The sequence below is a fragment of the Corynebacterium sp. NPDC060344 genome, from assembly GCF_042725215.1.
Taxonomy (GTDB): domain Bacteria; phylum Actinomycetota; class Actinomycetes; order Mycobacteriales; family Mycobacteriaceae; genus Corynebacterium.
The window spans coordinates 1-24,800 of the sequence record NZ_JBHXCS010000008.1 but is presented as its reverse complement, the minus strand read 5'-3'; the positions used below and the strand labels follow the sequence as shown (position 1 = coordinate 24,800).

The window sequence follows — 24,800 nt, the reverse complement described above, 5'->3', positions numbered from 1 at the left end:
CACGCTACGTTACGCCGGGCGAACGTTCAGGGCGCGCCACCCGCCCCGCACCCGCCGTCTAGCTAACGGCGTCGGCGGTGGCGCGCTCCTCGAAGTCCTTGCCCCATTTGGCGGCGTAGAAGGCGCACATCATCAGCTGGATCTGGTGGAAGATCATCAGCGGCAGGATGATCACGCCGGCCCCGCCGGAGCCGAAGATGACCGCGGCCATGGGCAGGCCGGTGGCCAGGGACTTCTTGGAGCCGCAGAACTGGATGGCGATCTGGTCGCGGCGGTCGAAGCCGGCCCGCCGGGCGATGAACCCGGACAGGCGCAGCAGGAATTCGACCAGGACGACGGACAGGACGCACAGGATCACGATGTCCAGCACGGGCACGCGCGACCAGATGCCGTCGACCATGCCCTCGGAAAACGCGGCGTAGACGACCATCGCGATGGAGATGCGGTCGACGTTCTTGGTGGCCTTGGCCTTGGCGAATGCCTTGGTCCACCGCCGCACCAGCTGCCCCAGCGCGAACGGCAGCAGCAGCTGGACGGAGATGTCCAGGAACACCGACCCGTCGACTTTGACGCCGTCGCCGGTGGCCATGAGCAGCATGACCAGCACGGGCGTGACCACGATGCCGAGCAGGTTGGACGCCGACGCGCTGACGATGGACCCGGCGACGTTGCCGTGCGCGATGGACGTGAAGTTCACCGACGACTGCACGGTCGACGGCACGAGCGTCATGTACAAAATGCCCAGGTAAAGGCCGGGCGCGAGCACCCAGTCGAGTGGTTTGAGCGCCAGCCCGATGACCGGGAACAGCACGAACGTCAGCGCGAGGATGGTCAGGTGCAGCCGCCAGTTCTTCAGGCCGTCGAGCGCCTCGCGGGGGCTCAGTCGCGAGCCGTAGAGGAAGAACAGCAGGCCGATGGCGATCCTCGTGGCCAGGCCGAACCCGTCGGCGAAGGCGCCGCGCGCGGGCAGGAGGATCGCGATGATCACGGCGAGCACGATCAGCACGATCAGGGGATCGGGGCGCCACGAGCGCAGACGGTTCCACATGGGGAACAAGGTTATCCCCTGCCCCGGATTAACCCACCCCGAATGCCCAAACCCACCCGCTGCAACGGGTGGGTTAAGTCATTCGAGGTGGGTTAGCCGGACCCTGCTTTACGACGGCCCGGCCCCTCCCCTATTTCCCGTCGTTTGCGCGGGCAGCGCGGCGCAGTGCGTCGCGGTCGACGGCGGCGGAGCCGAAGGTGGCGTTGCCGTCCTCGCACATGCCGTTGAGGCTGCACGAGCCGCAGCCGCCGGTCACGCCGCAGTCGGCGGAGGGGTCGCGGGGTGCGTCAGCGGCGGCGGCCTCGGCGGGAGTGCAGCATGCGTCGGCGCCGGTGTTCGCGTGTCCGGTCGCCGCCTCGGCCGAACCGCAACCGCAGCCCGAACCGCATGCGCCGGCATCGGCACCCGCGCCGGCGGAGCCGCCGGACGAGCAACATCCGGCGGAGTCGTTCTCGGCGGACTTCTTGGCGTCGTAAAGCGCAATCGTGTGGGAACCGATCGCGCCGCCGACGCCCAGCATCGCCAGCCCCAGCAGGCCCGCGACGGCGACCCACAGCCACATCCAGCCCGACGCCTCCGGGCGGATGGCCACGAACGCCAGCGCCGCAGCACCCGCGAACGCCAGCGCCGAGACGGCCCACGGCGGGCCCGCCACGCGATGCGTGATGTCCCAGTACTCGCGGGACTTGCGGGCCTCGGGCGCGCGGATGCCCACGTACGAATTGCCCGGGAGCTTCGCGGACCACGCCAGGCCCGCCACCACGGCGACAACGAGCGCCACGACCAGCAAAATCACCGGAATCACCATCATGGACTCCAGTTTAAGGCCCCGAGGCGCCACCACGGCAATCGCCCGCGCCACCCGCCCACTATGCTGTGTACCCATGACCAACAGCGGGAACCCCGAGAACAGCACCACGTCCGCCTCGTCTGCGGCGCCCGCCGCGGCGGCCTCCACCGACGCCGAGGGCACCGGCCACCGCTACACCCCGGCCGTCGCGGCCCGGGTCGAGGAGGATTGGCAGCGGCGCTGGGCGGACCAGGGCACCTTCCACGCCCCCAACCCGGTCGGCGACCTCGCGCCGGCGGATGGCGCGGAGCTGCCGTCGGACAAGCTGTTCGTGCAGGACATGTTCCCGTACCCGTCGGGCGTCGGCCTGCACGTCGGCCACCCGCTGGGCTACATCGCCACGGACGTCTTCGCGCGCTTCCACCGCATGCGCGGCGCGAACGTGCTGCACACGCTGGGTTATGACGCCTTCGGCCTCCCCGCCGAGCAGTTCGCCGTCCAGACCGGGACGCACCCGCGCGTGACCACGGAGGCGAACATCGCCAACATGGAGCGCCAGCTCGGCCGCCTGGGCCTGGGCCACGACAAGCGCCGCGCCTTCGCCACCACGGACACCGATTACTACCGGTGGACGCAGTGGATCTTCCTGCGCATCTACAACTCCTGGTTCGATGAGCGCGATGGCAGGGCGCATCCCATCGAAGAGCTTGTCGACGCCTACGCCTCCGGCCAGGTGGCCTTGCCCGCGGAGTTCGCCGGCCGCACCTGGGCCGACCTCGACCGCGTGGAGCGCGAGCGCGCCCTGGAGGCCCGCCGCCTGGTGTACCGCTCGAACTCGATGGTCAACTGGTGCCCCGGCCTGGGCACGGTGCTGTCGAACGAGGAGGTCACGGCCGAGGGCCGCTCGGAGCGCGGCAACTTCCCGGTGTTCCGCAAGCGCCTGGGCCAGTGGATGATGCGCATCACCGCGTACTCGGATCGCCTGGTCGATGACCTGGAGCTGCTGGATTGGCCGGAGAAGGTCAAGTCCATGCAGCGCAACTGGATCGGACGCTCCCGCGGCGCCGAGGTCGTCTTCGAGGCGACGGCGGCGGACGGGTCGGCGCGCCCGATCGAGGTGTTCACCACCCGCCCCGACACCCTGTTCGGCGCGTCCTACATGGTGCTGGCCCCGGAGCTCGACCTGGTCGACGAGCTCGTCGCCGAGTCCTACCCCGCCGACGTTGACCCGCGCTGGACCCTCGGGGAGGACTCCCCCGCCGCCGCCGTCGCCGCATACCGACGCTCCATCGCCGCCAAGTCCGACCTGGAGCGCCAGGAGAGCAAGGAGAAGACCGGCGTCTTCACCGGCGCCTACGCCACCAACCCGGTCTCCGGCGAGCAGGTCCCCGTCTTCATCGCCGACTACGTGCTGGCCGGCTACGGCACCGGCGCGATCATGGCCGTCCCCGGCCACGACGACCGCGACCACGAGTTCGCCACCGCCTTCGGCCTGCCCATCCGCGAGGTCGTCGCCCCCGCTGCCGGCGCTGCCGCCGCTCCCGCGAATGCGGCGGAGGGTGAGAACGGGGGCGTCGCAAAGCAGGCATTTACCGGCGAAGGCAAGGCCGTGAACTCCGCCAACGACGCCGGCCTGGACATCAACGGCCTGGGCCTGGCCGACGCCAAGGCCGCCACCATCGACTGGCTCGAGGCCAACGGCGCCGGCCGCGGCACCACCCAGTACAAGCTGCGCGACTGGCTCTTCGCCCGCCAGCGCTACTGGGGCGAGCCGTTCCCCGTCGTCTACGACGAAGACGGCGTCGCGCACCCGCTGCCCGAATCGATGCTGCCCGTCGAGCTGCCCGAGGTCGAGGACTACAAGCCCGTCACCTTCGACCCCGACGACGCCGACACCGAACCCCAAGCCCCCCTGGCCAAGGCCACCGACTGGGTCAACGTCGAACTCGACCTCGGCGACGGCCCGAAGCAGTACCGCCGCGACACCAACGTCATGCCCAACTGGGCCGGCTCGTCCTGGTACCAGCTGCGCTACATCGACCCGAACAACGACACCGCGCTGTGCGACGTCGACAACGAGCGCTACTGGACCGGCCCCCGCCCCGACGTCCACGGCGAGGGCGACCCCGGCGGCGTCGACCTGTACGTCGGCGGCGTCGAGCACGCGGTGCTGCACCTGCTGTACTCGCGCTTCTGGCACAAGGTGCTGTTCGACCTCGGGCACGTGACGTCGAAGGAGCCGTACCGCCGCCTGTTCAACCAGGGCTACATCCAGGCCTACGCGTACACCGACGCGCGCGGCGTGTACCAGCCGGCGGAGGACGTCGTCGAGCGCGATGGCGCGTTCTTCATCCCGGGCGCCGGCGAGGGCGGCGCCGACCTGGAGGTTTTCCAGGAGTACGGCAAGATGGGCAAGTCGCTGAAGAACGCCGTCTCTCCCGACGATATCTGCGACAACTACGGCGCCGACACCCTGCGCGTCTACGAGATGGCGATGGGCCCGCTGGACACCTCCCGCCCGTGGGCGACGAAGGACCTCGTCGGCGCGCAGCGGTTCCTGCAGCGCGCGTGGCGCCTGGTGGTCGATGAGGCGACGGGTGGGCTGTCGGTCACCGACGCCCCGCTTGACGACGACGACCTCAAGGCCCTCCACCGCACCATCGACGGAGTGACCGGGGATTATGCCGGCCTGCGCGACAACACCGCCGTGGCGAAGCTGATCGAGTACGTCAATTACCTGACCAAGGCGTACGGCACGACGGGCGCCCCGCGTGCGGCGGTCGAGCCGCTGGTGCTGATGCTCGGCCCCGTGGCCCCGCACATCGCCGAGGAGCTGTGGTCGCGGCTGGGCAACGATGATTCCCTGGCGCACGGCCCGTGGCCGGTGGCCGAGGAGAAGTGGCTGGTCGACGACACCGTCGAGCTGCCCGTGCAGGTCAACGGCAAGGTGCGTTCGCGCGTGTCGGTGGCCGCGGATGCGTCGCGCGAGGACATCGAGGCGGTGGCGCTGGCCGATGAGAAGGTCTCGGCGTACACCGCCGAGGGCACGGTGGCGAAGGTCATCGTCGTGCCGGGCAAGATGGTCAACGTGGTGGTGAAGAAGTAGCGGCGGGAACCAAGCGGCGGACACCACCGCCGCAGCTCCCCGGTCGGCGACCCCTGGCCACATTCCCACCGGCCAGGGATGTCCGCCGACCCTGGCCGCATTCCCACCGGCCACCGCCGCTCCCCCGTCGACCCTGGTCGCAGCTCCCCCGTCGCCCCCTGGCCGCATTCCCACCGGCCAGGGATAACGGCCGACCCGGGAAGCCGCCGTAGACCCTGGCCGCATTCTCATCGTCGCCGGCCCGGGTTAACCGCCGGCCACCACCCCGGCGCCGACCACTACCGCCCCTCCCCTGTTGACCCGCGCGGGCCAGAGAAACCACTGCTCGGCAGGTGGCGTTTCCCCGGGCCAGAGTCTCAGAGGGTAATTGATCGTCACCGATGGTAGGCCTGCGCCAATCATTGCCTGCATCCATCATGGCGATCTCGTAGGCCAGGCCCGTTCCCACATGCCCGTTGGTGAGGTCACGCTAGCCCGGTCCATTCCCACGTACCTGCGGTCGTATTCTCACGGCCGGCCGCACTCCGGCGCGGTTTCCAGACCGCCGAGCCACATAAGAAATTCTTACACAACCTGCGTGACTCCGAGTCGCCGAAATCGGCCAATATCGGCCGTTTGGAGTCACGAAAGTTGTGTAAGAATTTCTCAGGTCGATTGGGCGAGGAGAAGGACCTCCCGAACGGACAATCTCGGGCTGCGAACAGGGGATCTCTGGGTCGCGAAAGCGGTGGAGAGCGTGGAGCGGGCCGCGGGCGAGGGGAGATGACCGCGCGGGCGGGGAGGGCGGGGTCAGCCGCGGAGGATCTTCTCCATCTTCTTGCCCTTCGCCAACTCGTCGACGAGCTTGTCCATCCAGCGGATCTTCTGCATCAGCGGATCCTCGACCTCCTCGACGCGAACGCCGCAGACCACGCCCGTGATCAGATCCACGTTCGGGTTCAGCGCCGGCGCATCGTCGAAGAAGGCCTCGAGGGTCGCGACGGAGTCGGCCGCGGCGCGGAGACCGGGAATGTCATAACCCGTGAGCCAGGTCAGGACCTGATCGAGCTCATCGACGGTGCGGCCCTTGCGTTCGACCTTGGCCACGTACAGCGGGTAAATGTCACCGAACGGGGTGCCGAAAATGCGGTGACCGGTCATAACAGTTCTCCTTGCACTCCAGATGGGTTGCCGCCACTGCGCTCGACCTTGGCCACGTACAGCGGGTAAATGTCGCCGAACGGAACTCCGAAAATGCGGTGACCGGTCATGAGAGTCCTCCTTGGTCACCGAACGGGGTACCGAAAACACGGTGCCCGGTCATGATGGGATCCCGCCCTCGACGCCGAACATGGCGATGGAGAACGTCGACGTCATCCACGCCAGGGTCCACGGCATGAGCACCCAGCACATCGCCAGCCACGGCCGCCAGTTGCCGAACGCCTTCCAGCGGCGGTAGGTCATCCAGAAGCAGCCGAGCGCGCCGATCAGGCTCACCGCGCCGGGGACCAGCGGCAACGCGAGCTCCGCCCATCGCGAGCAGATGAACACGTGCGATCCATCGTCGCAGTTGGGGCCGCCCTGGATTGCGCTGATCACGCCGATGACGATCGCCGTCAGGAACGTCGCGCCGACGACGGCGCCCGCGTACTTCAGCGCCGGCCGCCAGGAGTATTCCTTGCGCTCGAGGTGCTTCAGCGGGTCGTCGTCGGGGTGTTCGGGGGCATGGTCGTCGCGCATGCCCCCACCTTACGTGGCTGCGCGGGGCACTTTGCGGGGCACTTTGCGGGGCACTTTGCGGGGCGCTTTGCGGGCTGCTTTGCGACGAGCTTTACGACGGCGTGATCAGCGTGGGCACGGGGCAGTGCCGCACGATCTGATTGGTCGACGAGCCTATGAACACCCGACCGAACGGGCCGAGCGTCGAGGAGCCGACGATGAGCAGGTCGCCCTTCTTCCACTTCAGGGCGCTGAGCGCCTCTTCCCAGCCGTGGCCGCTGCCGACGTCGGCTTCGACGTGGAGGTCGGGGTAGCGGGTGTGGGCGCGGTCGATGCCGCGGTCGATGAGGGCGAGCGCCTGTTCGCGCCATTCGATCATCAGGTCCGCGGACGACCCGAACCCGTCCTCGGTGGGGTACATGGTCGCGCCGCGCGGGGTGAAGGCCAGCAGGCGCAGGGGCACGTCCCATTTCATGGCCAGGTCGGCGGCGCGCTTGAGTGCGGTGTGCGACTGCGGGGTGTCGATGTAGGACACGTTGATCCTGGTCACGCCGTTCTTGGACAGCCTCCGCCCCCGCGGCGACAGTCCCAGCCCGATGGGCGAATAGTGCAGCAGGGCGTCCGCCGTCGACCCCGCGCGGAACCGGCCGGCGGGGGAATGGGCCTGGCTGCCCAGCAGGATCACGTCCGCGCCGAAGTCATCGGCCATTCGCGTCAGCGCCGTGGCCTCGGAGGAGGATTCGATGCTGACGAACGCGTCGTCGTCAAGCATGCCCTTGCGGATCCCGGCGGCCTTCAGCGCCGCCCGCGCGGCCCGCTCGGAATTGCGGCCCTCGCGCTCGACCCACGAATCGTGGTCGGACAGCCGCGCCAGCGACGTCAGCGGCCAGCCGCGCGACAGGACGGTGGCCACGCGGATCCGGACCTCGCACGTGCGCGCCAGCCACGCGGCGCAGTTCATCGCCTCCGCGCCGTTGCGGCCGGGGCGCCAGGCGACCAAGATGCGGAGCGGGCTATGCGGCATGCGAACCTCCTGGGGGCGGAGCCGGTTCGCGGCTCGGGGCAGTGGCGTTCGGGCGCCCACTTTCGTGGTGCACCGTCAAGCCTAGCGGGCGCCTATTCGGCGGCCGGGGCGCGGTCCTCGCCGTAGGTTTCCAGGATGCGCTTGAGGATGGGCACGAGGCTCGCGCCGATCTGCAGCTCGTCGGGGGACAGGGCGGCGAACATGGCGGCCATCTGCTCGTTGCGCTCGTTGGAGACGCGGTGCAGCTCGGAGACGCCCTTCTCGGTCAGTTCGACGCGGACGCCGCGGCGGTCCTTGGTGTCGCGGACGCGCTCGACCATGCCGGCGTCCTCGAGGTGGTGGACGGCGTTGGAGGCGGTGGGCATGCGGATCGCCTCCGCCTGCGCGAGCTGGTTGATGCGGCACGGGCCGAGGGCGTCGAGCGTCATCATGATGGACAGCTGCGCACGGCTGAGCTGCGACTCTTCGGATCGGCGACTGTAGAGCAGCTCGGCCCGGGTCAGCAGGGGGCGAATTTCCTTGGCAAGGTCAAGGGGGGTCATCGCTCCGGCCGCGTTGGCGGCGGTCTCATTGGTTTCGCTCATGGGCGCAATCGTAGCCAAAGGGCGGCCGTCATTCCCAGTGCAAAATAGTCATGATCTGCTAGTTATTATGAAAAACACAGACTTTTCGGCCCGGGTCGGTGCATCGTTGCTGGTCGGGGCTTTACGACGTCGTGGTCGGCCAAGATTCTCAGCCGCGAACGGGGGTGAAATCGCCTCTAGCCGTTACACCCCTGTAACGGGCGTAACGGCTAGTGCGATCGGGTCGGTGCCGCGGGGCTACTCGCCGGCGATGAACTTCTCCAGCTCCGCGCGGGCGGCGTCGTCGCCCATCTGCTTCGGCGGGGACTTCATCAGGTAGGCCGCCGCCGGGAAGATCGGGCCGCCGATGCCGCGGTCCTTGGCGATCTTCGCCGCGCGCAGGGCGTCGATGATGATGCCCGCGGAGTTCGGGGAGTCCCAGACCTCGAGCTTGTACTCCAGGTTCAGCGGGACCTCGCCGAAGGCCTTGCCCTCGAGGCGGACGTACGCCCACTTGCGGTCGTCGAGCCAGTCGATCCAGTCCGACGGGCCGATGTGCACGTTGCGGTCGTCGATCTTGCCGGCCAGCGGGCCCGTCAGGTTCGAGGTGACGGCCTGGGTCTTGGAGATCTTCTTGGACTCCAGGCGCTCGCGCTCGAGCATGTTCTTGAAGTCCATGTTGCCGCCGACGTTGAGCTGCAGCGTGCGCTCCAGGCGGACGCCGCGGTCCTCGAACAGCTTCGCCATCACGCGGTGGGTGATGGTCGCGCCGACCTGGGACTTGATGTCGTCGCCGACGATCGGGACGCCGGCGTCCTCGAACTTCTTGGCCCACTCCGGGTCGGAGGCGATGAAGACGGGCAGGGCGTTGACGAAGGCCACGCCGGCGTCGATCGCGCACTGGGCGTAGAACTTGTCGGCCTGCTCCGAACCGACGGGGAGGTAGGACACCATGACGTCGACCTCGGCGTCCTTGAGCGCCTGCACGACGTCGACGGGCTCCTTGGCGGACTCGTCGATGGTCTCCGCGTAGTACTTGCCGATGCCGTCGAGCGTCGGGCCGCGCTGGACCTCCACGCCGAGGGTCGGGACGTCCGCGATCTTGATGGTGCAGTTCTCCGAGGCACCGATGGCCTCGGACAGGTCCTTGCCCACCTTCTTGTCGTCCACGTCGAACGCGGCGACGAACTCGACGTCCGAGACGTGGTAGTCGCCGAACTGGACGTGCATGAGGCCGGGGACGTCGTCGCCCGCCTTCGCGTCACGGTAGAACTCCACGCCCTGGACGAGCGACGAGGCGCAGTTGCCGACGCCGACGATTGCAACGCGAACGGAACTCATGAAATGCGGTCTCCTTGATTCGACTTCCGGTGTTTCGACTTCCGGTGCGGGCCCGGCACCAGGTTCCGGTCCGCGCCCCAAGTTGCTGACGCTATACCCAGTCGACTGCCCAGCCGCATTCCGCAGCCGGTGGGGGCGGAGGTGAACCGATAAAGCGGGGGTGGCGGCGTGGGGGTGCCTGCTACCCTGACCGCGTGATCAGGTGGCGCGATGAAGTCGACCACACGCTGGCCCGCAACGCGGAGCTGGCGCGCTGGCGGAGTGGAAAGGTGGCCGCGTCGGCGCTGCGCGACGCCGACCCCAGGCTCGTCGCGTCCGCGCGATTCCACGGCATTCCGGCCGACGCGGCGTGCCCGCTTTGTCGCAATGGGGACCTCCGACTCGTATCCTGGGTTTTCGGAGAGAACCTGGGGCATCGTTCCGGCACCGCGTGCGGTGCAGCCGAACTGGCCCATTTGGTCGCCGAGCGTGGCCCGTGCACCGTGCAGACGGTCGAGGTTTGCCCCGATTGCCGGTGGAACTTCCGGGTGCGCACCGCGACGGCGGAGACGTCCGGCGCAGACTGAAGCAATAACCGATTTGGAGAGAGCCCGTGAGCAAGGATCCCCGAGACAACGCGAGCGGACCCGGCGACCCCGGATCCGCCGGCGGCGAGTGGTGGGACGTCGATTCCACCGCCGGCGCCGGCCGGGCGGACCAGGGCGCCGATGACGGCGCCGGTGCTGCCGCCGGTGCCGCCCCCGGTGCCGGCCGGCATGGCGCCGACGCCGGTCGCCATGGTGCCGATGCCGACGGCCACGACGCGGATTACGGCGACGCGGAATATGACGCCGCCGAGTACGACGCCGAGTACGACGCCGAGTACGACGCCGAGTATGGCGACGCCGACTATGCCGGGGACCCCGACGACGACGCGGAGGAAGAAGTGGACGAAGGACGCGGCGGACGCCGCGGAATCTGGGCGTGGCTGGCCGTGGCCGCCGCGCTCATCATCCTGTTCCCGATCGCCATCTTCGGCATCGCCTACGTGGCGACCGACGTGCCGGAGCCCGAAGAGCTGGCCAACGACCAGATCGCGGTGATCTACGACAGCAGCGGCGACAACGAGATCGCCCGCATCGTCCCGGAGGCCGGCAACCGGCGGGCGGTCGAGCTGTCCGAGGTCCCGTCGGTGGTCCGCAACGCGGTGCTGGCGGCCGAGGACCGCGAGTTCTACACCAACCCGGGCTTCTCGCTCAGCGGCTACGCCCGCGCGGCGTGGGGCGTCGTCACCGGCAACCCGTCCGCGGGCGGCGGTTCGACGATCACCCAGCAGTACGTGAAGAACGCCGTCGTCGGCGACGAGCGCACCGTCACCCGAAAGGCCAAGGAATTGGTCATGTCGGCGAAGATGGCGCGCGAGTGGTCGAAGGACGAGATCCTCGAGGCGTACCTGAACACCATCTACTTCGGCCGCAACGGCTACGGCATCGCCGCGGCCGCGGAGGCGTACTTCGGCAAGCCGGTCGGCGAGCTCACCGCCGCCGACGCCGCGGTGCTCGCCGCGTCCATCCAGCGCCCCTCTGCGCTGGACCCGTGGACCAACCGCCCGGAGGCCGAGCAGCGCTGGAACTACGTGCTCGACGGCATGGTCGAGATGGGCGTGCTCACGCAGTCCGACCGCAACGCGCAGACGTACCCGGAGACCCTCGACCCCGCCATGGTGCCGCAGCAGGCGCCGGAGCCCGGCCCGGCCGCGATGATCAAGTCGCAGGTGCTGGCCGAGCTCGACCGCGAGGGCATCACCGAGCAGGAGGTCAACACCCTCGGCCTGCGCGTGACCACGACCATCGATCCCACCGCCCAGCAGGCGGCCCTCGATGCGGCGAACAACTACCTCTTCTCCGACGACATGCGCGCCGCCATCGTCTCGGTCGAGCCGGGCACCGGCGCCGTGCGCGCCTACTACGGCGGCGAGGACCCTAACGGCTGGGACTACGCCAACTCCGGCCTGCAGACCGGTTCGACGTTCAAGATCTTCGCCCTCGCGGCGGCGCTGGACCAGGACATCCCGCTGTCCGCGCAGTACTCCTCGGCGCCGGTGCAGTCCGGCAACGTGACCATGTACAACGCCGGCGGCGCCTCCTGCGGCGTGTGCCCGATCTCCGAGTCGCTGAAGCAGTCGCTGAACACCCCGTTCATCCGCCTGCAGCGCGACCTGGACAACGGCCCCACCGACACCGCCAAGATGGCGCACCGCCTCGGCGTCGCCGAGTCGATCCCGGGCATCGAGCGCACCCTGCTCGAGGAGAACGGCGAGGCGCTCGACGGCATCACCCTGGGCCAGTACCAGACCCGCCCGCTGGACATGGCGGTCGGCCTGGCCACCCTGGCCAACGACGGCGTCCACCAGCAGACCCACTTCGTGGAGAAGGTGGAGACGGTCAACGGCGAGGTCCTCTTCGAGCGCGAGAACGGCGACGGCGACCGCCGCGTGTCCGAGGCCGTGGCCACCAACGTCATCGACGCGATGAAGCCCATCGCCTCGTACAACAACCACGCGCTGGCCGGCGGCCGCCAGTCCGCCGCCAAGACGGGCACCACCCAGCTCGGCGAGACCGGGCTGAACAAGGACGCCTGGATGATCGGCGCGACGCCGCAGCTGTCCACCGCCGTGTGGGTCGGCAACGTCGACGGCTCCGCCCTGTACAACGCCTACGGCGGCACGATGTACGGCTCCAACACCCCGTCGGACCTGTGGAAGTACACCATGGACAACGCCCTGGTGAACTCCGACTGGGAGACCTTCACGGCGCCCGAGGCCATCAACGGCGTCGCCGGCGCCCCGGCCTGGGGCGGCGGCCCTGCGGCCCCGGCCGGCCCCGCGGCCCCGGCGGAGGAGACCACCACGGAGGAGGCTCCGGCCGAGGAGGCGCCGCCGGCGCCGCCGGAGCTGCCCGAGATCCCGGCACCGCCGGCCCCCGGTGGCGGCGGCGGAATCGGTGATCTGCTCCCTTTCCCGGTCCCTGGTGACGGAGGCGGGCAAAACGGCGGCGGAGGCGGACAGCCCGCACCCGCCCCCGGCAACTAGCCCGCTGTACCGAACCACGCCCGCGCCGGAGTGATCCGGCGCGGGTTGCATCACGAACACGGCACCACGAACACGGCGCTTCGGCCAAGCAACCACGGCCACGGCACGACGAACACGGCACCACGAACACGGTGCCGCGGCCACGACGATCCGGAAACGGGTGGGACAAATGAGCGGCATGCTGATCCTCACGATGGCGAGCGTCTTCGTGGGATTCCTCTTCTTCGGCGCGGCCTTCTACGGCTTCATGTACAAGTGGCCGCAGCGCCGCGTCTGGGGGCTGGTCCTCGCGGCCTTCTTCCTGGCCACCGTGATCCCCGTGATCATCGCGCTGTCCCACGCGGTGAGGGGCGAATAGCTTCCCGCAGGACGTCGCAAAGCAAGACGGCACAGATAAAGCAGGACGGCACGAAGCAAGCCCCGCACATCGGATTATGTGCGGGGCTTCGCCATGGGCTACCCTGGCCAGGTTGCCTGACGCAACGACCCTCCTGCCACGTGGAGGTCGGGGCGCCGACGCCGCGGACGATTCCGCGGCCACGCCCCCGTCGAACGCTCCCCGTGGCCGAAACACGAAAAACTAGACCATAGGAGGTGATGAGGTCCGTGCGTCACTACGAAGTCATGATCATCCTCGATCCGTCGCTGGATGAACGCACCGTCGGCCCGTCCCTGGAGAAGTTCCTCGACGTCATCCGCCAGGAGAAGGGCGATGTCGAGAAGGTGGACATTTGGGGCAAGCGCCACCTGGCGTACCCCATCGAGAAGAAGGACGAGGGCATCTACGTCGTCCTCGACCTCAAGTGCGAGCCGGCCGCCGTGCTGGAACTCGACCGTCGTCTCAACCTGAACGACTCCATCCTGCGCACCAAGGTGCTGCGGGGCGATCGCTAGTTTTCCCGCGGACCCGTTGCGGGTCCGCACGGGACCGTAGGATGGCGGCGTAAAAACCGTCACCGAAAACATCGCCCAATTCCGAAGAGGAGCGAACCATGGCACAGGGAGAGACCCCCATCACGCTGGTCGGCAACGTCGTCGCCGACCCGGAGCTGCGCTACACCCCGTCGGGTGCGGCCGTGGCCAACTTCCGCGTGGCGTCCACGCCGCGCGCCTTCAACCGCGACTCGGGCCAGTGGGAGGACCAGGAAGCACTCTTCCTGACCTGCAACATCTGGCGCGAAGCGGCGGAGAACGTGATGGAGACCCTGAGCAAGGGCATGCGCGTCATCGTGCAGGGCCGCTTGCGCCAGCGCGCGTACGACACCCGCGAGGGTGAGCGCCGCACGGTCTACGAGATCGAGGTCGACGAAGTCGGCCCGTCCCTCAAGTTCGCTTCGGCCCAGGTCACCCGCAACCCCCGCTCCGGCGGACAGGGCGGCGGTGGCGGCCAGGGCTTCGGCGGCGGCAACCAGGGTGGACGCGGCTTCGGCGGCGGAAACCAGGGCGGCGGCCAGAACCAGGGCAACTTCGGCGGCCAGGGCGGCCGCGGAGGAAACCAGGGCAACTTCGGCGGCAATCAGCCGGCCGAGGACCCGTGGAACTCCGCTCCCCAGTCCGGCGATTTCGGTGGCGGCGACGAGCCGCCGTTCTGAGCCGGTCCCACGCGATCACACCTAATCCGACGTTAGAAATATCCAGCGAAAGGCAGGGATCATGAAGCTGATCCTCACCGCCGCCGTCGACAAGCTCGGTGTCCCCGGGGACATCGTCGAGGTCAAGGCCGGCTATGGACGTAACTACCTGCTTCCCCGCGGCATGGCCATCGTGGCCACCCGTGGTGCTGAGAAGCAGATCGAGGGCATTCGCCGTGCCCAGGAGGCCCGTGAGATCCGGGACCTCGACCACGCTCGCGAGGTCAAGGCCAAGCTCGATGCGCTCGACAACGTCTCCGTCGCCGTGAAGGCGTCCGAGTCGGGCAAGCTCTTCGGCTCGGTCACCGCCGCCGACATTGCGGACGCCGTCCGCAAGGCGTCCGGCCAGGCGATCGACAAGCGTTCCGTGGAGCTCTCCGCCGGCCAGATCAAGGCCACCGGCAAGCACACCGTTGACATCGCGCTGCACCCGCAGATCACCGCGCATGTTTCCGTGGAGGTCGTCGCCGCGTAATTCGCGGCACCAGACGGCGGCCGGCAACCCCGGCCCATCGACAACAGCGCACCCCGGCCCCTCCCGATTCCTCGGGCGGGGCCGGAGGTGTGTCCGGGCCATTTTTCGGCCTCTTCCGCAACTCTCCAGTGCAGCTGGAAACAGAGGGGTAGAGGGTTGCGCCCGGGCGTTGGCGTGGTTGTGGAAAAACTGTTGGCGAGTTTCCGCAGGACACCACCGTCATCCCTGCGCGAATGCGAACCGCGGATGAAGCCGCGGTGGCGATTCGGGGCCATCGGGGCCGCCTCCCGGCTACCCCCGAACTTGGGTCACCCGTTGGAAAATGCCCGTGACCAGCGGGAATGGCGGTTTGTGCAGGTCATGGGCTTGGTCCCGTTTCGGCGGCCGTCGAACGCTCCACATCGCGGCCTGCGGATTCACGTTCCGTTCACAATTGCTCCCCAGGCTTATCCACAGAGCCTGTGGATAACTCTGTTGGCGGACGCCGCGGCGACCGCGTTCGAACGCCGGAAACGGCAGTCGGATCCGGACCACGGGGTAGCCTGTGGCGGAACCTGGACCGGGGTCGGCGACACCCGGATGGGGCACATTTCGGACACCACTTGGAAGGGAAGGCGGCGCACATGAGCCAGCCACGGGAATCGACGGATGATGCGGCGTACTCGGCGTCGTACGACGACGTTCCGCCGCCGCCCCCGGAGTCGGACGGGTACGACGGCGGATACGCGGGCGGCGGGCCGTCGCAAAGCGGAGGCGGCCAGGGAGGTTTCGGCGGCCGCAAGGGCCGCGGCAACGGCGACCGATCGCGCGGCGAGCGCGCGACGCAGGGCGTGGACTTCGGCCGGCAGCCCCCGCACAACATCGAGGCGGAGCAGGGCGTGCTCGGCGGCATGCTGCTCAGCCCCACCGTCATCGCCGACGTCTACGAGCTGCTGAAGCCGGAGGACTTCTACCGGCCGGCGCACCAGGCGGTCTACGAGGCAATCCTGCACCTGTACGGGGAGTCATCGGAGGTCGACCCGATCCTCGTGGCCGGCCGGCTGGACCGCACCGGCGACCTTGAGCGCATCGGCGGCGCCCCGTACCTGCACACGCTCGTGGCCATGGTGCCCACCGCGGCCAACGCGCACTACTACGCCAAGATCGTGGCGGAGAAGGCGACCATCCGCCGCCTGGTGGAGGCCGGCACGCAGATCGTGCAGCTGGGCTACGCGGGTGCCGAGGACTCCGAGCCGGAGGTGCTGGTCGACCAGGCGCAGCAGATCGTCTTCGGCGTCGGCCGGGACTCCGAGAAGGCGGACTACGCGTCCATGTCGGAGCTGATGGACCCGGCGCTGGAGGAGATCGACCTGATCTCCCAGCAGGGCGGCCTGGCGCAGGGCGTGCCCACCGGCTTCCACCGGCTCGACGACCTGACCAACGGCCTGCACGGCGGGCAGATGATCATCATCGCGGCGCGCCCCGGCGTGGGCAAGTCCACCATCGCGCTGGACTTCATGCGCTCGGCGTCGATCACCCACGGCAAGGCCAGCGTCATCTTCTCGCTGGAAATGTCGAAGATCGAGATCATGATGCGCCTGCTGTCGGCGGAGACCGAGATCGACCTGTCCAAGCTGCGCTCCGGCAACATGGAGCCGGGGGACTGGAACAAGCTCGTCGAGCGCACCGAGCAGATCCGCGAGGCGCCGCTGTTCATCGACGACTCGCCGAACCTGACCATGATGGAGATCCGCGCGAAGGCGCGCCAGCTCAAGCAGAAGCACGACCTCGAGCTGATCGTGCTGGACTACCTGCAGCTGATGTCGTCGGGCAAGCGCGTCGAGTCCCGCCAGCAGGAGGTGTCGGAGTTCTCGCGCCAGCTCAAGCTGCTGGCCAAGGAGCTCGACGTGCCGCTGATCGCCATCTCGCAGCTCAACCGTGGGCCGGAGGCCCGCACCGACAAGAAGCCCCAGGTCGCCGACCTGCGCGAATCGGGCTCGCTGGAGCAGGACGCCGACATGGTCATGCTGCTCTACCGCCCCGATTCGCAGGAGGTCGACCACGAGCGCGCCGGCGAGTCCGACATCATCCTGGCCAAGCACCGAGGCGGCCCCATCGGCACGGTGACGGTGGCCAACCAGCTGCGCTACTCGCGCTTCGTCAACATGGCGCACGAGTGATTCTTAGGTTCGCCTAAGGGGGTGTTCCCACTCACGTTCACTTCCTTGTCCTGGTCAGGGTGGGTAAACTGCCTTATCCGCGACAACGGGACGACAATTCGCGCGCTCGGGCTGCCTTGTACGGGGCGCCCGGCAGCGGATGAACGGGAGGATTCTTGGCGGGAACCGTAGCTGCCAACACGACCGACGCGAAGGCCGCGGGACGGCCGCGCGTCGACTGGGTCGATTCCGCGAAGGGGCTCTGCATCCTCCTCGTGGTGCTCGGCCATGCCATCACCGAGTTGGCCAACCACGGTTACTCCACGGGCATCTGGGAAGACGTGAACTTCATGCTCGGCCCGATCCGCATGCCCCTGTTCTTCCTGCTCTCCGGGCTGTTCGCCGCCAAGGCGCTGTCGGAGTCCTGGCACCGGCTGGCCAACCGCCGCATTTGGGTGATGGTCTGGCTGTACGTGCTGTGGGTGCCGCTGCGCGACGTCATTCTGGCGCTGCTGCCGCACTCGCACGTCACCGAGTCGGGTTTCACGGCCGCGCCGCGCATCCTCGACTCCGCCAACTGGGGTTCGCTGTTGTACAACTCGCTGCACGCCCTGGTCGAGCCGACGTCGTACCTGTGGTTCCTGTGGGCGCTGGCGCTATTCGCGATCCTGTCCAAGGCCACGCGCCACGTCCCCCCGGTCGCGCAGATCGCGGCCGCCGCGGCTGTCAACGTGTTCGAGCCGTTCGCGTCGGTGAGCTGGTCGTGGGATTTCGTGTCCAAGATGTACGTGTTCTACCTGCTGGGCATCTACGGTGCGCCGATCATCTTCCGCATGGTCGCCCGCCGCCCGATCTGGTTCCTGGTGGCGTCGGTGTCGGCGTACGCGGTGGTGGCCACGTGGATCGTGGTGAATTTCCCGTCCTTCAACGCGGGCAACCAGGGCGTCGTGCGGTTGTTCCTGTCGACGGCGGGCGTCTTCGCGGCGGTCAACATCATGGCGATGCTGCAGGGGACGGTGCTGGTCGCGCCGTTCGAGAAGATCGGGCGGAGGACGCTGCCGGTCTTCCTCATGCACATTCCCATGCTGTCGATCCTGGCGATCACCGCCGACCAGTTCCTTTCCGAGGATCCGGGCATCCCGTTCCAGCCGGTCATCGCCGCGGTGGCCGCCGCCGCGATGTGCCTGGGCGCGTACCGCTTGATCCTGCGCTCGGGCGGCGGGTGGCTGTTCAAGCGCCCCGAGTGGGTCGTTGGCTTGACGACGCCCACCGTCGCCCCCGCAGCCGCCTCCCCGTCGGGTGCGGCGGGGCAGGCCGCTCCGGCGGGCGATGCCGGCGCGACCGCCGTGCGCCGGTCCTCCGGGGGTGAGGGCCGATGAAGCTCGCGACGTTGCGCCTCGATGGCGCGATGCGGGCGGCGGTGCTGCTCGACGGCTCCGCCGTCATCCTCGACGCCGGGTGCGTGGGGGAGCTGCTGTCGATGGACGGGTGGCGCGAGCACGCCGAGGCGGCCATCGCCGATCCGGACCCCGGGCGCGTCGTCCCCGAGTCGGAGTGGGCGCTGGCCCCGTTGATCCCGCGGCCGGGCAAGATCTTCTGCGTTGGCTTGAACTACGCCGCGCACATCGATGAGATGGGGCACGACCGCCCGGATGTGCCGACGTTGTTCGCGAAGTTCGCCGACGCCCTGGCCGGCCCGCGCGACGACCTGATGGTCCATGCGGATGCCGCGGGCGCGCTCGACTACGAGGGCGAGCTGGCGGTGATCATCGGCGAGACGACCTACCGCGTCGACGAGGAGGAGGCCGCCTCCCGCATCGCCGGGTACGCCATCCTCGACGACTTCACGCAGCGCGACGCCCAGTACGCCACGCAGCAGTGGCTGCAGGGCAAGACCCTGCAACGCACGTCGGCGTTCGGCCCGTGGCTGGCCACGCCGGAGGAGTTCGACGCCGCCACCGCGCGCGTGCGCACGTGGGTCGACGGCGAGCTGCGCCAGGACGCACCCATCGCGGACCTGGTCTTCCCGGCGGCGGCGCTGGTGTCCTACGTGTCGCGGTTCGTGCAGCTGAACCCCGGCGACGTCATCTCCACGGGCACGCCCGCGGGCGTCGGCCACGGGATGTCGCCGAAGACGTACTTGCGCGACGGGCAGGAAATCCGCGTCGCCATCGAGGGCCTGGGGGAACAGCGCAACATCGTGCGCATCCGGTAGCGTTCCGGGGAGTGGCACCACGCGGGGGAATGCCCCGCGCCCACCCGATGAGCAGAGGAGCCCCTTTCATGGCGACCATCGACGTCACCAACGACACGTTCGCCCAGACCATCCAGGACAACGACATCGTCCTCGTCGACGCCTGGGCCGAGTGGTGCGGCCCCTGCCGCCAGTTCGCGCCGATCTTCGAGCAGGTCTCGGAGAAGCACGAAGACGTCGCGTTCGCGAAGCTCGACACCGACGCCAACCAGGAGATCTCCGCGGCGCTGGGCATCCAGTCGATTCCGACGCTGTTCCTCTTCCGCGAGGGCATCCTGCTGTTCCAGCAGGCCGGCGTGCTGCCGCCGCAGGCGCTGGAGGATCTTCTCTCCCAGGCCCGCGAGCTGGACATGGCCGACGTCCGCCGCCAGATCGAGGAGCAGATGGCCGCCGACGAGGCCGCCCGCGGCGAGGCGCAGGAGTAAACCCGCAGGCTCAGTTGGCGGTGCGGCGCATCATCCAGCCGACGCCGAATCCCGCCGCCGCCGCGGCGAGCAGCGCGAGCATCCACGGCGCGGACGAGCCATCGTCGGCCGCCGCCGCGACGTTGACCGCGGTCGCCTGGCGGATGGCCTCATCGCCGCGCTCTTCGACGGCCGTGCCGCCCTCGGGGAACACGTGCGCGATGGCGTCGGTGAACTCCTCCGGGGAGACGTCGCGGGACAGCACGGCCATCACGTACCGGTCGTCCTCGCCGAAGAAGCCGGCCGACGTGCGGATCTTCGGGTCGTACCAGCCGCCCTTGACCCCGACGAACTCGTCGGGAAGCGCGGCGCGCAGGCCGATGTTCTGGTCCGCGTTGCCGTAGGAGTACCGCGGCAGCGAGTACATCAGCTGCACCAGGTAGCGGGTCTCCACCTCCGACAGGTCGCCCTCGCCGGAGAGCACACCGTCGAAGAACGTCACCATGTCCGCGGCCGACGACTTCGTCGAACCCCAGTCGGGGTTCGGGATGGTCGCATCGGACAGCCCGTAGCGCTCGGTGACGTTGTCCACGATCGCGGTGCCGCCGTAGCGGGACCACAGAGCATTGGTGGCCTCGTTGTCGGAGTAGCGCACCATGTCGTCGCGAAGCATCGCGTCGGCATTGCCCTCGACGGGCATGTCCCCCTCGCCGCGCTCGATCTTCCCGCGGCGGCCCGGGCTCTCGTAATTGGTGTAGCCGACGACCTCGGCGATGAACACCTTGGACAGGCTGGCCAGCGCAAACGAATCCAGGCACTGGTCGTTGCAGATCAGCTCGCCGGTCTCGCGGTCGAGGAACGCCATGCCGATCAGGCCGCCCTCGTCGGCGATCGTCTCCGTCGCCTCGTCCATGCGGGCCTCGATCTCGCGGCCCACGTCCGTGGTCGGCGCGGGGCGCGAGGGGGCGTCGTCCTCGGAAGTCTTCTCGGACTTTTCCGCCGCGTGCGCGCTGGGGGCGGCGAAAGGGGAGGGGGTCGTCGTCGGAACGGCGACGGGCGCGGCGACGGCGAACAGGGCCGCGCAGGCGGACGCGGCGATGACGCGCCGGCCCGGGATCCGAGGGTTGAACATGATCCGAGACTTTACATCGCGGGCGCAAAGCGTTCGCCCCGAGGTCGGGCCGTTTATCGGGGGCCCCGGGGCAAGTGCTCCGGCCCAGCCGGGTGACGACGGTTTTACGTAGACTCCGGGGCGACGACACCGAAAGGAACCCGCGCCATGGCAAACCCGTTCAGCAAGGGCTGGAAGTACATGATGTCCTCCTTCGACAAGAAGATCGAGGACAATGCAGACCCGAAGGTGCAGATCCACCAGGCCGCCGAGGCCGCGCGCCAGCAGCACCGGCAGATCCAGCAGCAGGCGGCGTCGGTGATCGGCAACCGCAACCAGCTGGAGATGACGCTGGCGCGGCTGCAGAAGGAGCGCGAGAAGCTCACCGGCAACGCCCGCACCGCCGTGCAGCAGGCCGACTCCGCCCGTGCGGCGGGGGACGAGGCCAAGGCGCAGGAGTTCGAGAAGAGCGCCGAGATCTTCGCGTCGCAGCTGGTCAGCGTGGAGACGGAGATCGAGCAGACCTCCGAGATGCACGGCCAGGCCGTGCGCGCCGCCGAGGAAGCGCAGCAGCAGGCCAAGCAGTCGCAGGTGCGCTACGAGCAGCTGAAGACGGAGATCCGCGAGCTGGAGTCGCAGGCGGATCAGGCGAAGATGCAGGAGACCACGTCGCGCACCCTCGAGGGGATGCAGGGCGTGAGCGACAACCCGAACGTGCCCACGCTCGACGGCGTGCGCGACAAGATCGAGTCGCGCTACGCCAACGCGCTCGGCGCGCAGGAGCTCGCGCAGAACTCCCACGAGGGCCGGATGGCCGAGATCGAGGCCTCGGGTGCCGACGCCCGCGCCGATGCGCGCCTGGCGGAGATCCGCGCCCAGATGGCGTCGGAGACCGGCGACAAGCAGTTGGGCAAGGGCTCGGCCGGCGCGCTCGAGTCCGGCGCGGATGATGCAGCCGCCGCGAATTCAGCGGATGCGGCCAACGCCGATGCGTCCTATGCCGATGCGCCGGCCGCCGATGATGCGGCCGACGTCGACGACGCCGACGTCACCCTCGAGGACCTCGACGCGGGCAACGACACGCCCCGCGCCTGAGGCCCCCGAGGGCGCCGGCGCCGGTGATCAGCCCCTCTCGTTTCCGGAGGGGTTGTTCCGCCGGTTGAGCAGCACGCCGCGGATGCCGGCGTGGAAGCCGTCGCGAAGATTCACGCGCTGGCCATCGGTCAGCGTGTATTCGTGCAGCGTCTCGCAGGCGAACTGCAGCAGCGGGCGATCGATCTCCGGCGGCAAACCGCCACCGGAGAGCAAGTGCGCGTCGTCGCGCTGGCGATCGGTCGCCGCGGCCTCGTACCACCACAGCGCGTACTGCTGGCCCACGTCGAACGGCGACTGGAAGCCTGCCGACGCCCAGACCTCGTTGGGCAGGGGCACGTAGCGCGACCGCAGCTTGCGGCGCGGCGCCATCATCGACGGGTTGGGCCGCGGCCCCGGTCCGGGGGTCGGCCCCGGCTTCGCGGGCGAGGGAGCGGACTCGGCGGACTCATCGGAGGCCTCGCCGCGGGATTCGCGGGGGTCACCGGAACCATCGGAGTGGTGGGGCGCCGGCGATTCGGGGGCGGGCTGAGCAGGCCCGGCAGTCTCCCCGTCCTTTTCCCCGCTCTTCGCTCCGTCCTTCTCGCCGTCCTTCTCTCCACCCTTGTCCCCGGCCTTCGCCGCAGCCGCAGCCGCCGCCGCGGCAACGGCGGCCATGGCCTGCGCCGGATCACGCGGGGCGCGCTCGCCCGACACCCCGGCCCGCTCCGCCGCCGCATGCTCGGCTTGCGCGGGGATCTCCCGTGCGCCGGCCTTCGCGGCCGCCTCGGTTTCCGCCACCTTCGGCGCATCGGCTTGGGCGGTGGGCGTCGCGGCGTCGGCATCATCACCCTCAGTGGGCGAATCCGGGTCGGCGGTGGACGGGTCGTCGTCAAGCGTCGTTCCCGGAGGCGCCACCCGCGTATCCGGGACCTCCGTGGCGCCCTGCTCCTCCGGGGGCTCGCAATCGCCCATGGGCTTGTCGCGCACGATCGGCGGCAAAGGGCCCTCGAGCACGTTGAGCTGCATGGACTCGGCGAAATCCTCGCGGGGATCGAGGATCGTCGTGGAATCGCACGCATGCCGCAGCGCCGACGACATCGAATCCCAGCCGAAGCCGTACAAGTGCACGCGAACGCCGGCATTCGACGCCTCCGCCACGCCCGGCAGCATGTCGGCGTCGCCGGACACCAGCACGAAATCCGACGCGTGCCCGCGCACGCCCGACAGCACCATGTCCGCCACCAGCCGCGTATCCACGGCCTTCTGCGTGCGGCGATCGCCCCACTCGATCAGCTGGCCGGCGCGCAACTGCACGCCATCGATGGTGCGCAGGGAACGTTGATAACGGTGCGGCCCCGACTCCGGGATGCCGTCGTACCAGAGCTGCCGCTGCACCGGCTGCCCCAGCTGCTGCGTGATCATCCGGTCGAGAACATGGACCACCTCTCTGAGATCGATTTCCAATTGCCCGCGGGCGCCGGTCTCCCACGAGTTGTAAAAGCTCGCGAGCAGATAAGACGTGTCGACGTACACCAATGTGCGTTCAAGCATGGGCTCCTTCAATCCGTTCATTGCTAACTAAAGTCAGATTCGTTCACGTCCCAGGATGCATGAATTTCGCCGGGCCGTGGCCGGAACGCCCGAGGGGTACGGTTGACCACGGCCGGGGGGCGATTCGAGCGCGGGAAGGTGGCGGGCCGGGTGAAACGGTGGTTCGCGATGCTCGTGGCGGTGACCGTCGTCGGGCAGGCCGTGTTCAACGGCGGGCGCGTGCTGCTGAGCTACCGCGTGCTCGATTTCGGGGGCGATGCCGTGACCGTCGGTGTGTTCACCGCGGCGTTTTCGCTGGTTCCGCTGCTGATCGCGCTGCGGGCCGGGCGGTTGGTCGATGACGGCCACGCCCCGGCGGTCATGCGCGCCGGGCTGGTCGCGACCGTGGCGGCGACCGCGGTGATGGCCTGGTCCGGCGGGCTCGGCGTGCTGCTGGCCGGGTACGTCGCGCTCGGCTTCGCGCACATGACCACGCTGGTGGCGGCGCAGGGGATGGTGTCGCGGTTGCGCGGCACGACGTCCGGGCTCGACTCGCTGTTCGCGTACTTCACCTTGGGCATTTCGGTGGGCCAGCTGCTGGGCATCGCGTTTTCCGGGTGGATCGCCGCAGGTGGGCAGGGTGCCGGTGGCGTGGACACGACCCCGGCGCTGCTGTGGCTCACCGCCTTGGGGGCGGTGGCGCTGGTGGGCGGGTGGCCGGTGGCCTCTGCTTTCCGACGCCTCGTCCCCCGCGTCGAGCAGCCCGCCGACGGGGCGCCGGCGCATGTTCCGGTGTCCGCGATGCTGGGGTTGCCGGGGATGCCGGCGGCGATGGCGGCGTCGATCTCCGTGATCGTGGCCATCGACCTGCTGACCGCCTACATGCCGGTGCTCGGCCAGGAGATGGGCTTGTCCGTCGGCGAAGTGACGCTGATCCTCGCCGCGCGGTCGGGCATGGCGGTGGTGTCGCGCGCGCTGATGCCGTGGGCGTTGGCGCGGGTGAACAGGGAGCGCGTGCTCGTGGGCATGATCGCCGCCGGCGCGATTCCCCTGATGGTCACGCCCTGGCTGGGGCAGGCGTGGATGCTGGCGGTGGCCACGGGGATCTGCGGTTTCGCGTGGGGATTCGTCATGCCCATGACCATGACCTGGGTCTCCTCCCTGGTGCCCGCCACCGACAAGGCGATGGCGCTGTCGGTGCGCTTGATGGGCAACCGGCTCGCTCAGGTCGTGCTGCCCGCTGGGGCGGGTGCACTCGCCGCCGGTGCGGGCGCTGCGGTGGTCTTCGTCGTCGCCGGGGCGGTCCTGGGCGGCTCGGCGGTGGGTGCCGCGCGTGCTTTGCGACGCGATGGAGAAGCCGAATCCGTGGCGTGACGTGGCGTTTTGCGTTCGCGAACGGCCCGTGTGTAATGTTCTGGGAGTCAGCGAGGCCGACGCCGCAAGGCGACACGGAAGCTGGCTGGGGGAAGAGCCACAAACAATCTGGCCGACACCGTTTGCGCGGTGGAGATCGGATGTGCTAAGTTCTTCTCTTGCTGCTCAA

Annotated in this window: 22 protein-coding genes; 13 read left to right on the top strand and 9 right to left on the bottom strand. The window is 69.1% G+C overall.

The features are described from left to right. Positions 1-58 precede the first annotated feature (58 nt). Positions 59-1,048: a bile acid:sodium symporter family protein gene (locus tag ACFWGD_RS10105; RefSeq protein ID WP_377778563.1), complete on the bottom strand. Its 990-nt coding sequence runs from the start codon at positions 1,046-1,048 to the stop codon at positions 59-61. Between the two features lie 130 nt (positions 1,049-1,178). After that, positions 1,179-1,859, bottom strand: a complete 681-nt coding sequence (locus ACFWGD_RS10100; RefSeq protein ID WP_377778561.1) for an SdpI family protein — start codon at positions 1,857-1,859, stop codon at positions 1,179-1,181. Positions 1,860-1,932: 73 nt separating this feature from the next. Here ACFWGD_RS10100 and leuS point away from each other — a divergent pair, with 73 nt between their 5' ends. Next, complete coding sequence (gene leuS, locus ACFWGD_RS10095; RefSeq protein WP_377778560.1) at positions 1,933-4,944, top strand: leucine--tRNA ligase; 3,012 nt, start codon at positions 1,933-1,935, stop codon at positions 4,942-4,944. Between the two features lie 789 nt (positions 4,945-5,733). On the opposite strand, the gene ACFWGD_RS10090 is transcribed toward leuS, so the two are convergent. The 5 genes from ACFWGD_RS10090 to ACFWGD_RS10070 form a co-directional block, all read right to left on the bottom strand. After that, a complete protein-coding gene (locus ACFWGD_RS10090; protein ID WP_377778558.1) occupies positions 5,734-6,084 on the bottom strand; it encodes a DUF2200 domain-containing protein in 351 nt (116 codons plus the stop codon). Positions 6,085-6,243: 159 nt separating this feature from the next. Next, complete coding sequence (locus ACFWGD_RS10085) at positions 6,244-6,663, bottom strand: hypothetical protein (protein WP_377778556.1); 420 nt, start codon at positions 6,661-6,663, stop codon at positions 6,244-6,246. A gap of 91 nt (positions 6,664-6,754) precedes the next feature. Then, the gene (locus tag ACFWGD_RS10080) at positions 6,755-7,666 is read right to left on the bottom strand and encodes a universal stress protein (protein WP_377778554.1); all 912 of its coding nucleotides are present in this window, start codon (positions 7,664-7,666) and stop codon (positions 6,755-6,757) included. A 92-nt stretch (positions 7,667-7,758) separates the two neighbouring features. Then, positions 7,759-8,250, bottom strand: coding sequence for a MarR family winged helix-turn-helix transcriptional regulator (locus ACFWGD_RS10075; RefSeq protein WP_377778552.1), 492 nt, complete (start codon positions 8,248-8,250; stop codon positions 7,759-7,761). A gap of 237 nt (positions 8,251-8,487) precedes the next feature. Then, positions 8,488-9,570: an inositol-3-phosphate synthase gene (locus ACFWGD_RS10070; RefSeq protein ID WP_377778551.1), complete on the bottom strand. Its 1,083-nt coding sequence runs from the start codon at positions 9,568-9,570 to the stop codon at positions 8,488-8,490. Positions 9,571-9,764: 194 nt separating this feature from the next. Between ACFWGD_RS10070 and ACFWGD_RS10065 the strand changes: the two genes are divergently transcribed. The 10 genes from ACFWGD_RS10065 to trxA all read left to right on the top strand — a co-directional run bounded on the left by ACFWGD_RS10065 (position 9,765) and on the right by trxA (position 19,563). Then, on the top strand, positions 9,765-10,136 hold the full coding sequence (locus ACFWGD_RS10065) for a DUF5318 family protein (protein WP_377778549.1): 372 nt from the start codon (positions 9,765-9,767) through the stop codon (positions 10,134-10,136). A 359-nt stretch (positions 10,137-10,495) separates the two neighbouring features. Then, positions 10,496-12,640, top strand: a complete 2,145-nt coding sequence (locus ACFWGD_RS10060; protein WP_377778663.1) for a transglycosylase domain-containing protein — start codon at positions 10,496-10,498, stop codon at positions 12,638-12,640. Between the two features lie 178 nt (positions 12,641-12,818). Next, a complete protein-coding gene (locus ACFWGD_RS10055; protein ID WP_377778547.1) occupies positions 12,819-12,998 on the top strand; it encodes a hypothetical protein in 180 nt (59 codons plus the stop codon). A 248-nt stretch (positions 12,999-13,246) separates the two neighbouring features. Next, complete coding sequence (gene rpsF, locus ACFWGD_RS10050; protein ID WP_377778545.1) at positions 13,247-13,534, top strand: 30S ribosomal protein S6; 288 nt, start codon at positions 13,247-13,249, stop codon at positions 13,532-13,534. A gap of 98 nt (positions 13,535-13,632) precedes the next feature. After that, positions 13,633-14,232: a single-stranded DNA-binding protein gene (locus ACFWGD_RS10045; protein ID WP_377778544.1), complete on the top strand. Its 600-nt coding sequence runs from the start codon at positions 13,633-13,635 to the stop codon at positions 14,230-14,232. Positions 14,233-14,293: 61 nt separating this feature from the next. Then, complete coding sequence (gene rplI, locus ACFWGD_RS10040) at positions 14,294-14,746, top strand: 50S ribosomal protein L9 (protein ID WP_377778543.1); 453 nt, start codon at positions 14,294-14,296, stop codon at positions 14,744-14,746. A gap of 623 nt (positions 14,747-15,369) precedes the next feature. Further along, entirely contained in the window at positions 15,370-16,905 is a 1,536-nt protein-coding gene (dnaB, locus tag ACFWGD_RS10035) for a replicative DNA helicase (protein WP_377778542.1), read from the top strand. 155 nt (positions 16,906-17,060) lie between these two features. Then, a complete protein-coding gene (locus tag ACFWGD_RS10030; protein WP_377778541.1) occupies positions 17,061-18,263 on the top strand; it encodes an acyltransferase family protein in 1,203 nt (400 codons plus the stop codon). Continuing rightward, positions 18,260-19,099: a fumarylacetoacetate hydrolase family protein gene (locus ACFWGD_RS10025; RefSeq protein ID WP_377778540.1), complete on the top strand. Its 840-nt coding sequence runs from the start codon at positions 18,260-18,262 to the stop codon at positions 19,097-19,099. Before ACFWGD_RS10030 ends, ACFWGD_RS10025 begins: the two co-directional genes overlap by 4 nt. A 68-nt stretch (positions 19,100-19,167) precedes the next feature. Then, entirely contained in the window at positions 19,168-19,563 is a 396-nt protein-coding gene (trxA, locus tag ACFWGD_RS10020) for a thioredoxin (protein WP_377778538.1), read from the top strand. A 10-nt stretch (positions 19,564-19,573) separates the two neighbouring features. Here trxA and ACFWGD_RS10015 read toward each other — a convergent pair whose 3' ends face one another. Next, entirely contained in the window at positions 19,574-20,674 is a 1,101-nt protein-coding gene (locus ACFWGD_RS10015; protein WP_377778537.1) for a serine hydrolase, read from the bottom strand. A 147-nt stretch (positions 20,675-20,821) separates the two neighbouring features. Between ACFWGD_RS10015 and ACFWGD_RS10010 the strand changes: the two genes are divergently transcribed. Next, complete coding sequence (locus ACFWGD_RS10010) at positions 20,822-21,748, top strand: PspA/IM30 family protein (RefSeq protein WP_377778536.1); 927 nt, start codon at positions 20,822-20,824, stop codon at positions 21,746-21,748. A gap of 27 nt (positions 21,749-21,775) precedes the next feature. Here ACFWGD_RS10010 and ACFWGD_RS10005 read toward each other — a convergent pair whose 3' ends face one another. Beyond that, positions 21,776-23,278, bottom strand: a complete 1,503-nt coding sequence (locus ACFWGD_RS10005) for an NYN domain-containing protein (RefSeq protein WP_377778535.1) — start codon at positions 23,276-23,278, stop codon at positions 21,776-21,778. 150 nt (positions 23,279-23,428) lie between these two features. On the opposite strand from ACFWGD_RS10005, the gene ACFWGD_RS10000 reads away from it, so the two are divergent. Then, the gene (locus ACFWGD_RS10000; protein ID WP_377778534.1) at positions 23,429-24,631 is read left to right on the top strand and encodes an MFS transporter; all 1,203 of its coding nucleotides are present in this window, start codon (positions 23,429-23,431) and stop codon (positions 24,629-24,631) included. Positions 24,632-24,800 lie beyond the last annotated feature (169 nt).

What these genes read in the sequence shown, in the direction of transcription:
- ACFWGD_RS10055 (WP_377778547.1), top strand. Translation starts at nt 12,819, where the DNA reads ATGCTGATCCTCACGATGGCGAGCGTCTTCGTGGGATTCCTCTTCTTC.
- ACFWGD_RS10070 (WP_377778551.1), bottom strand. Translation starts at nt 9,570, where the DNA reads ATGAGTTCCGTTCGCGTTGCAATCGTCGGCGTCGGCAACTGCGCCTCG.
- ACFWGD_RS10010 (WP_377778536.1), top strand. Translation starts at nt 20,822, where the DNA reads ATGGCAAACCCGTTCAGCAAGGGCTGGAAGTACATGATGTCCTCCTTC.
- ACFWGD_RS10075 (WP_377778552.1), bottom strand. Translation starts at nt 8,250, where the DNA reads ATGAGCGAAACCAATGAGACCGCCGCCAACGCGGCCGGAGCGATGACC.
- ACFWGD_RS10090 (WP_377778558.1), bottom strand. Translation starts at nt 6,084, where the DNA reads ATGACCGGTCACCGCATTTTCGGCACCCCGTTCGGTGACATTTACCCG.
- ACFWGD_RS10105 (WP_377778563.1), bottom strand. Translation starts at nt 1,048, where the DNA reads ATGTGGAACCGTCTGCGCTCGTGGCGCCCCGATCCCCTGATCGTGCTG.
- ACFWGD_RS10025 (WP_377778540.1), top strand. Translation starts at nt 18,260, where the DNA reads ATGAAGCTCGCGACGTTGCGCCTCGATGGCGCGATGCGGGCGGCGGTG.
- ACFWGD_RS10015 (WP_377778537.1), bottom strand. Translation starts at nt 20,674, where the DNA reads ATGTTCAACCCTCGGATCCCGGGCCGGCGCGTCATCGCCGCGTCCGCC.
- ACFWGD_RS10045 (WP_377778544.1), top strand. Translation starts at nt 13,633, where the DNA reads ATGGCACAGGGAGAGACCCCCATCACGCTGGTCGGCAACGTCGTCGCC.
- leuS (WP_377778560.1), top strand. Translation starts at nt 1,933, where the DNA reads ATGACCAACAGCGGGAACCCCGAGAACAGCACCACGTCCGCCTCGTCT.
- rplI (WP_377778543.1), top strand. Translation starts at nt 14,294, where the DNA reads ATGAAGCTGATCCTCACCGCCGCCGTCGACAAGCTCGGTGTCCCCGGG.
- ACFWGD_RS10005 (WP_377778535.1), bottom strand. Translation starts at nt 23,278, where the DNA reads ATGCTTGAACGCACATTGGTGTACGTCGACACGTCTTATCTGCTCGCG.
- ACFWGD_RS10100 (WP_377778561.1), bottom strand. Translation starts at nt 1,859, where the DNA reads ATGATGGTGATTCCGGTGATTTTGCTGGTCGTGGCGCTCGTTGTCGCC.
- trxA (WP_377778538.1), top strand. Translation starts at nt 19,168, where the DNA reads ATGGCGACCATCGACGTCACCAACGACACGTTCGCCCAGACCATCCAG.
- ACFWGD_RS10080 (WP_377778554.1), bottom strand. Translation starts at nt 7,666, where the DNA reads ATGCCGCATAGCCCGCTCCGCATCTTGGTCGCCTGGCGCCCCGGCCGC.
- ACFWGD_RS10085 (WP_377778556.1), bottom strand. Translation starts at nt 6,663, where the DNA reads ATGCGCGACGACCATGCCCCCGAACACCCCGACGACGACCCGCTGAAG.
- dnaB (WP_377778542.1), top strand. Translation starts at nt 15,370, where the DNA reads ATGAGCCAGCCACGGGAATCGACGGATGATGCGGCGTACTCGGCGTCG.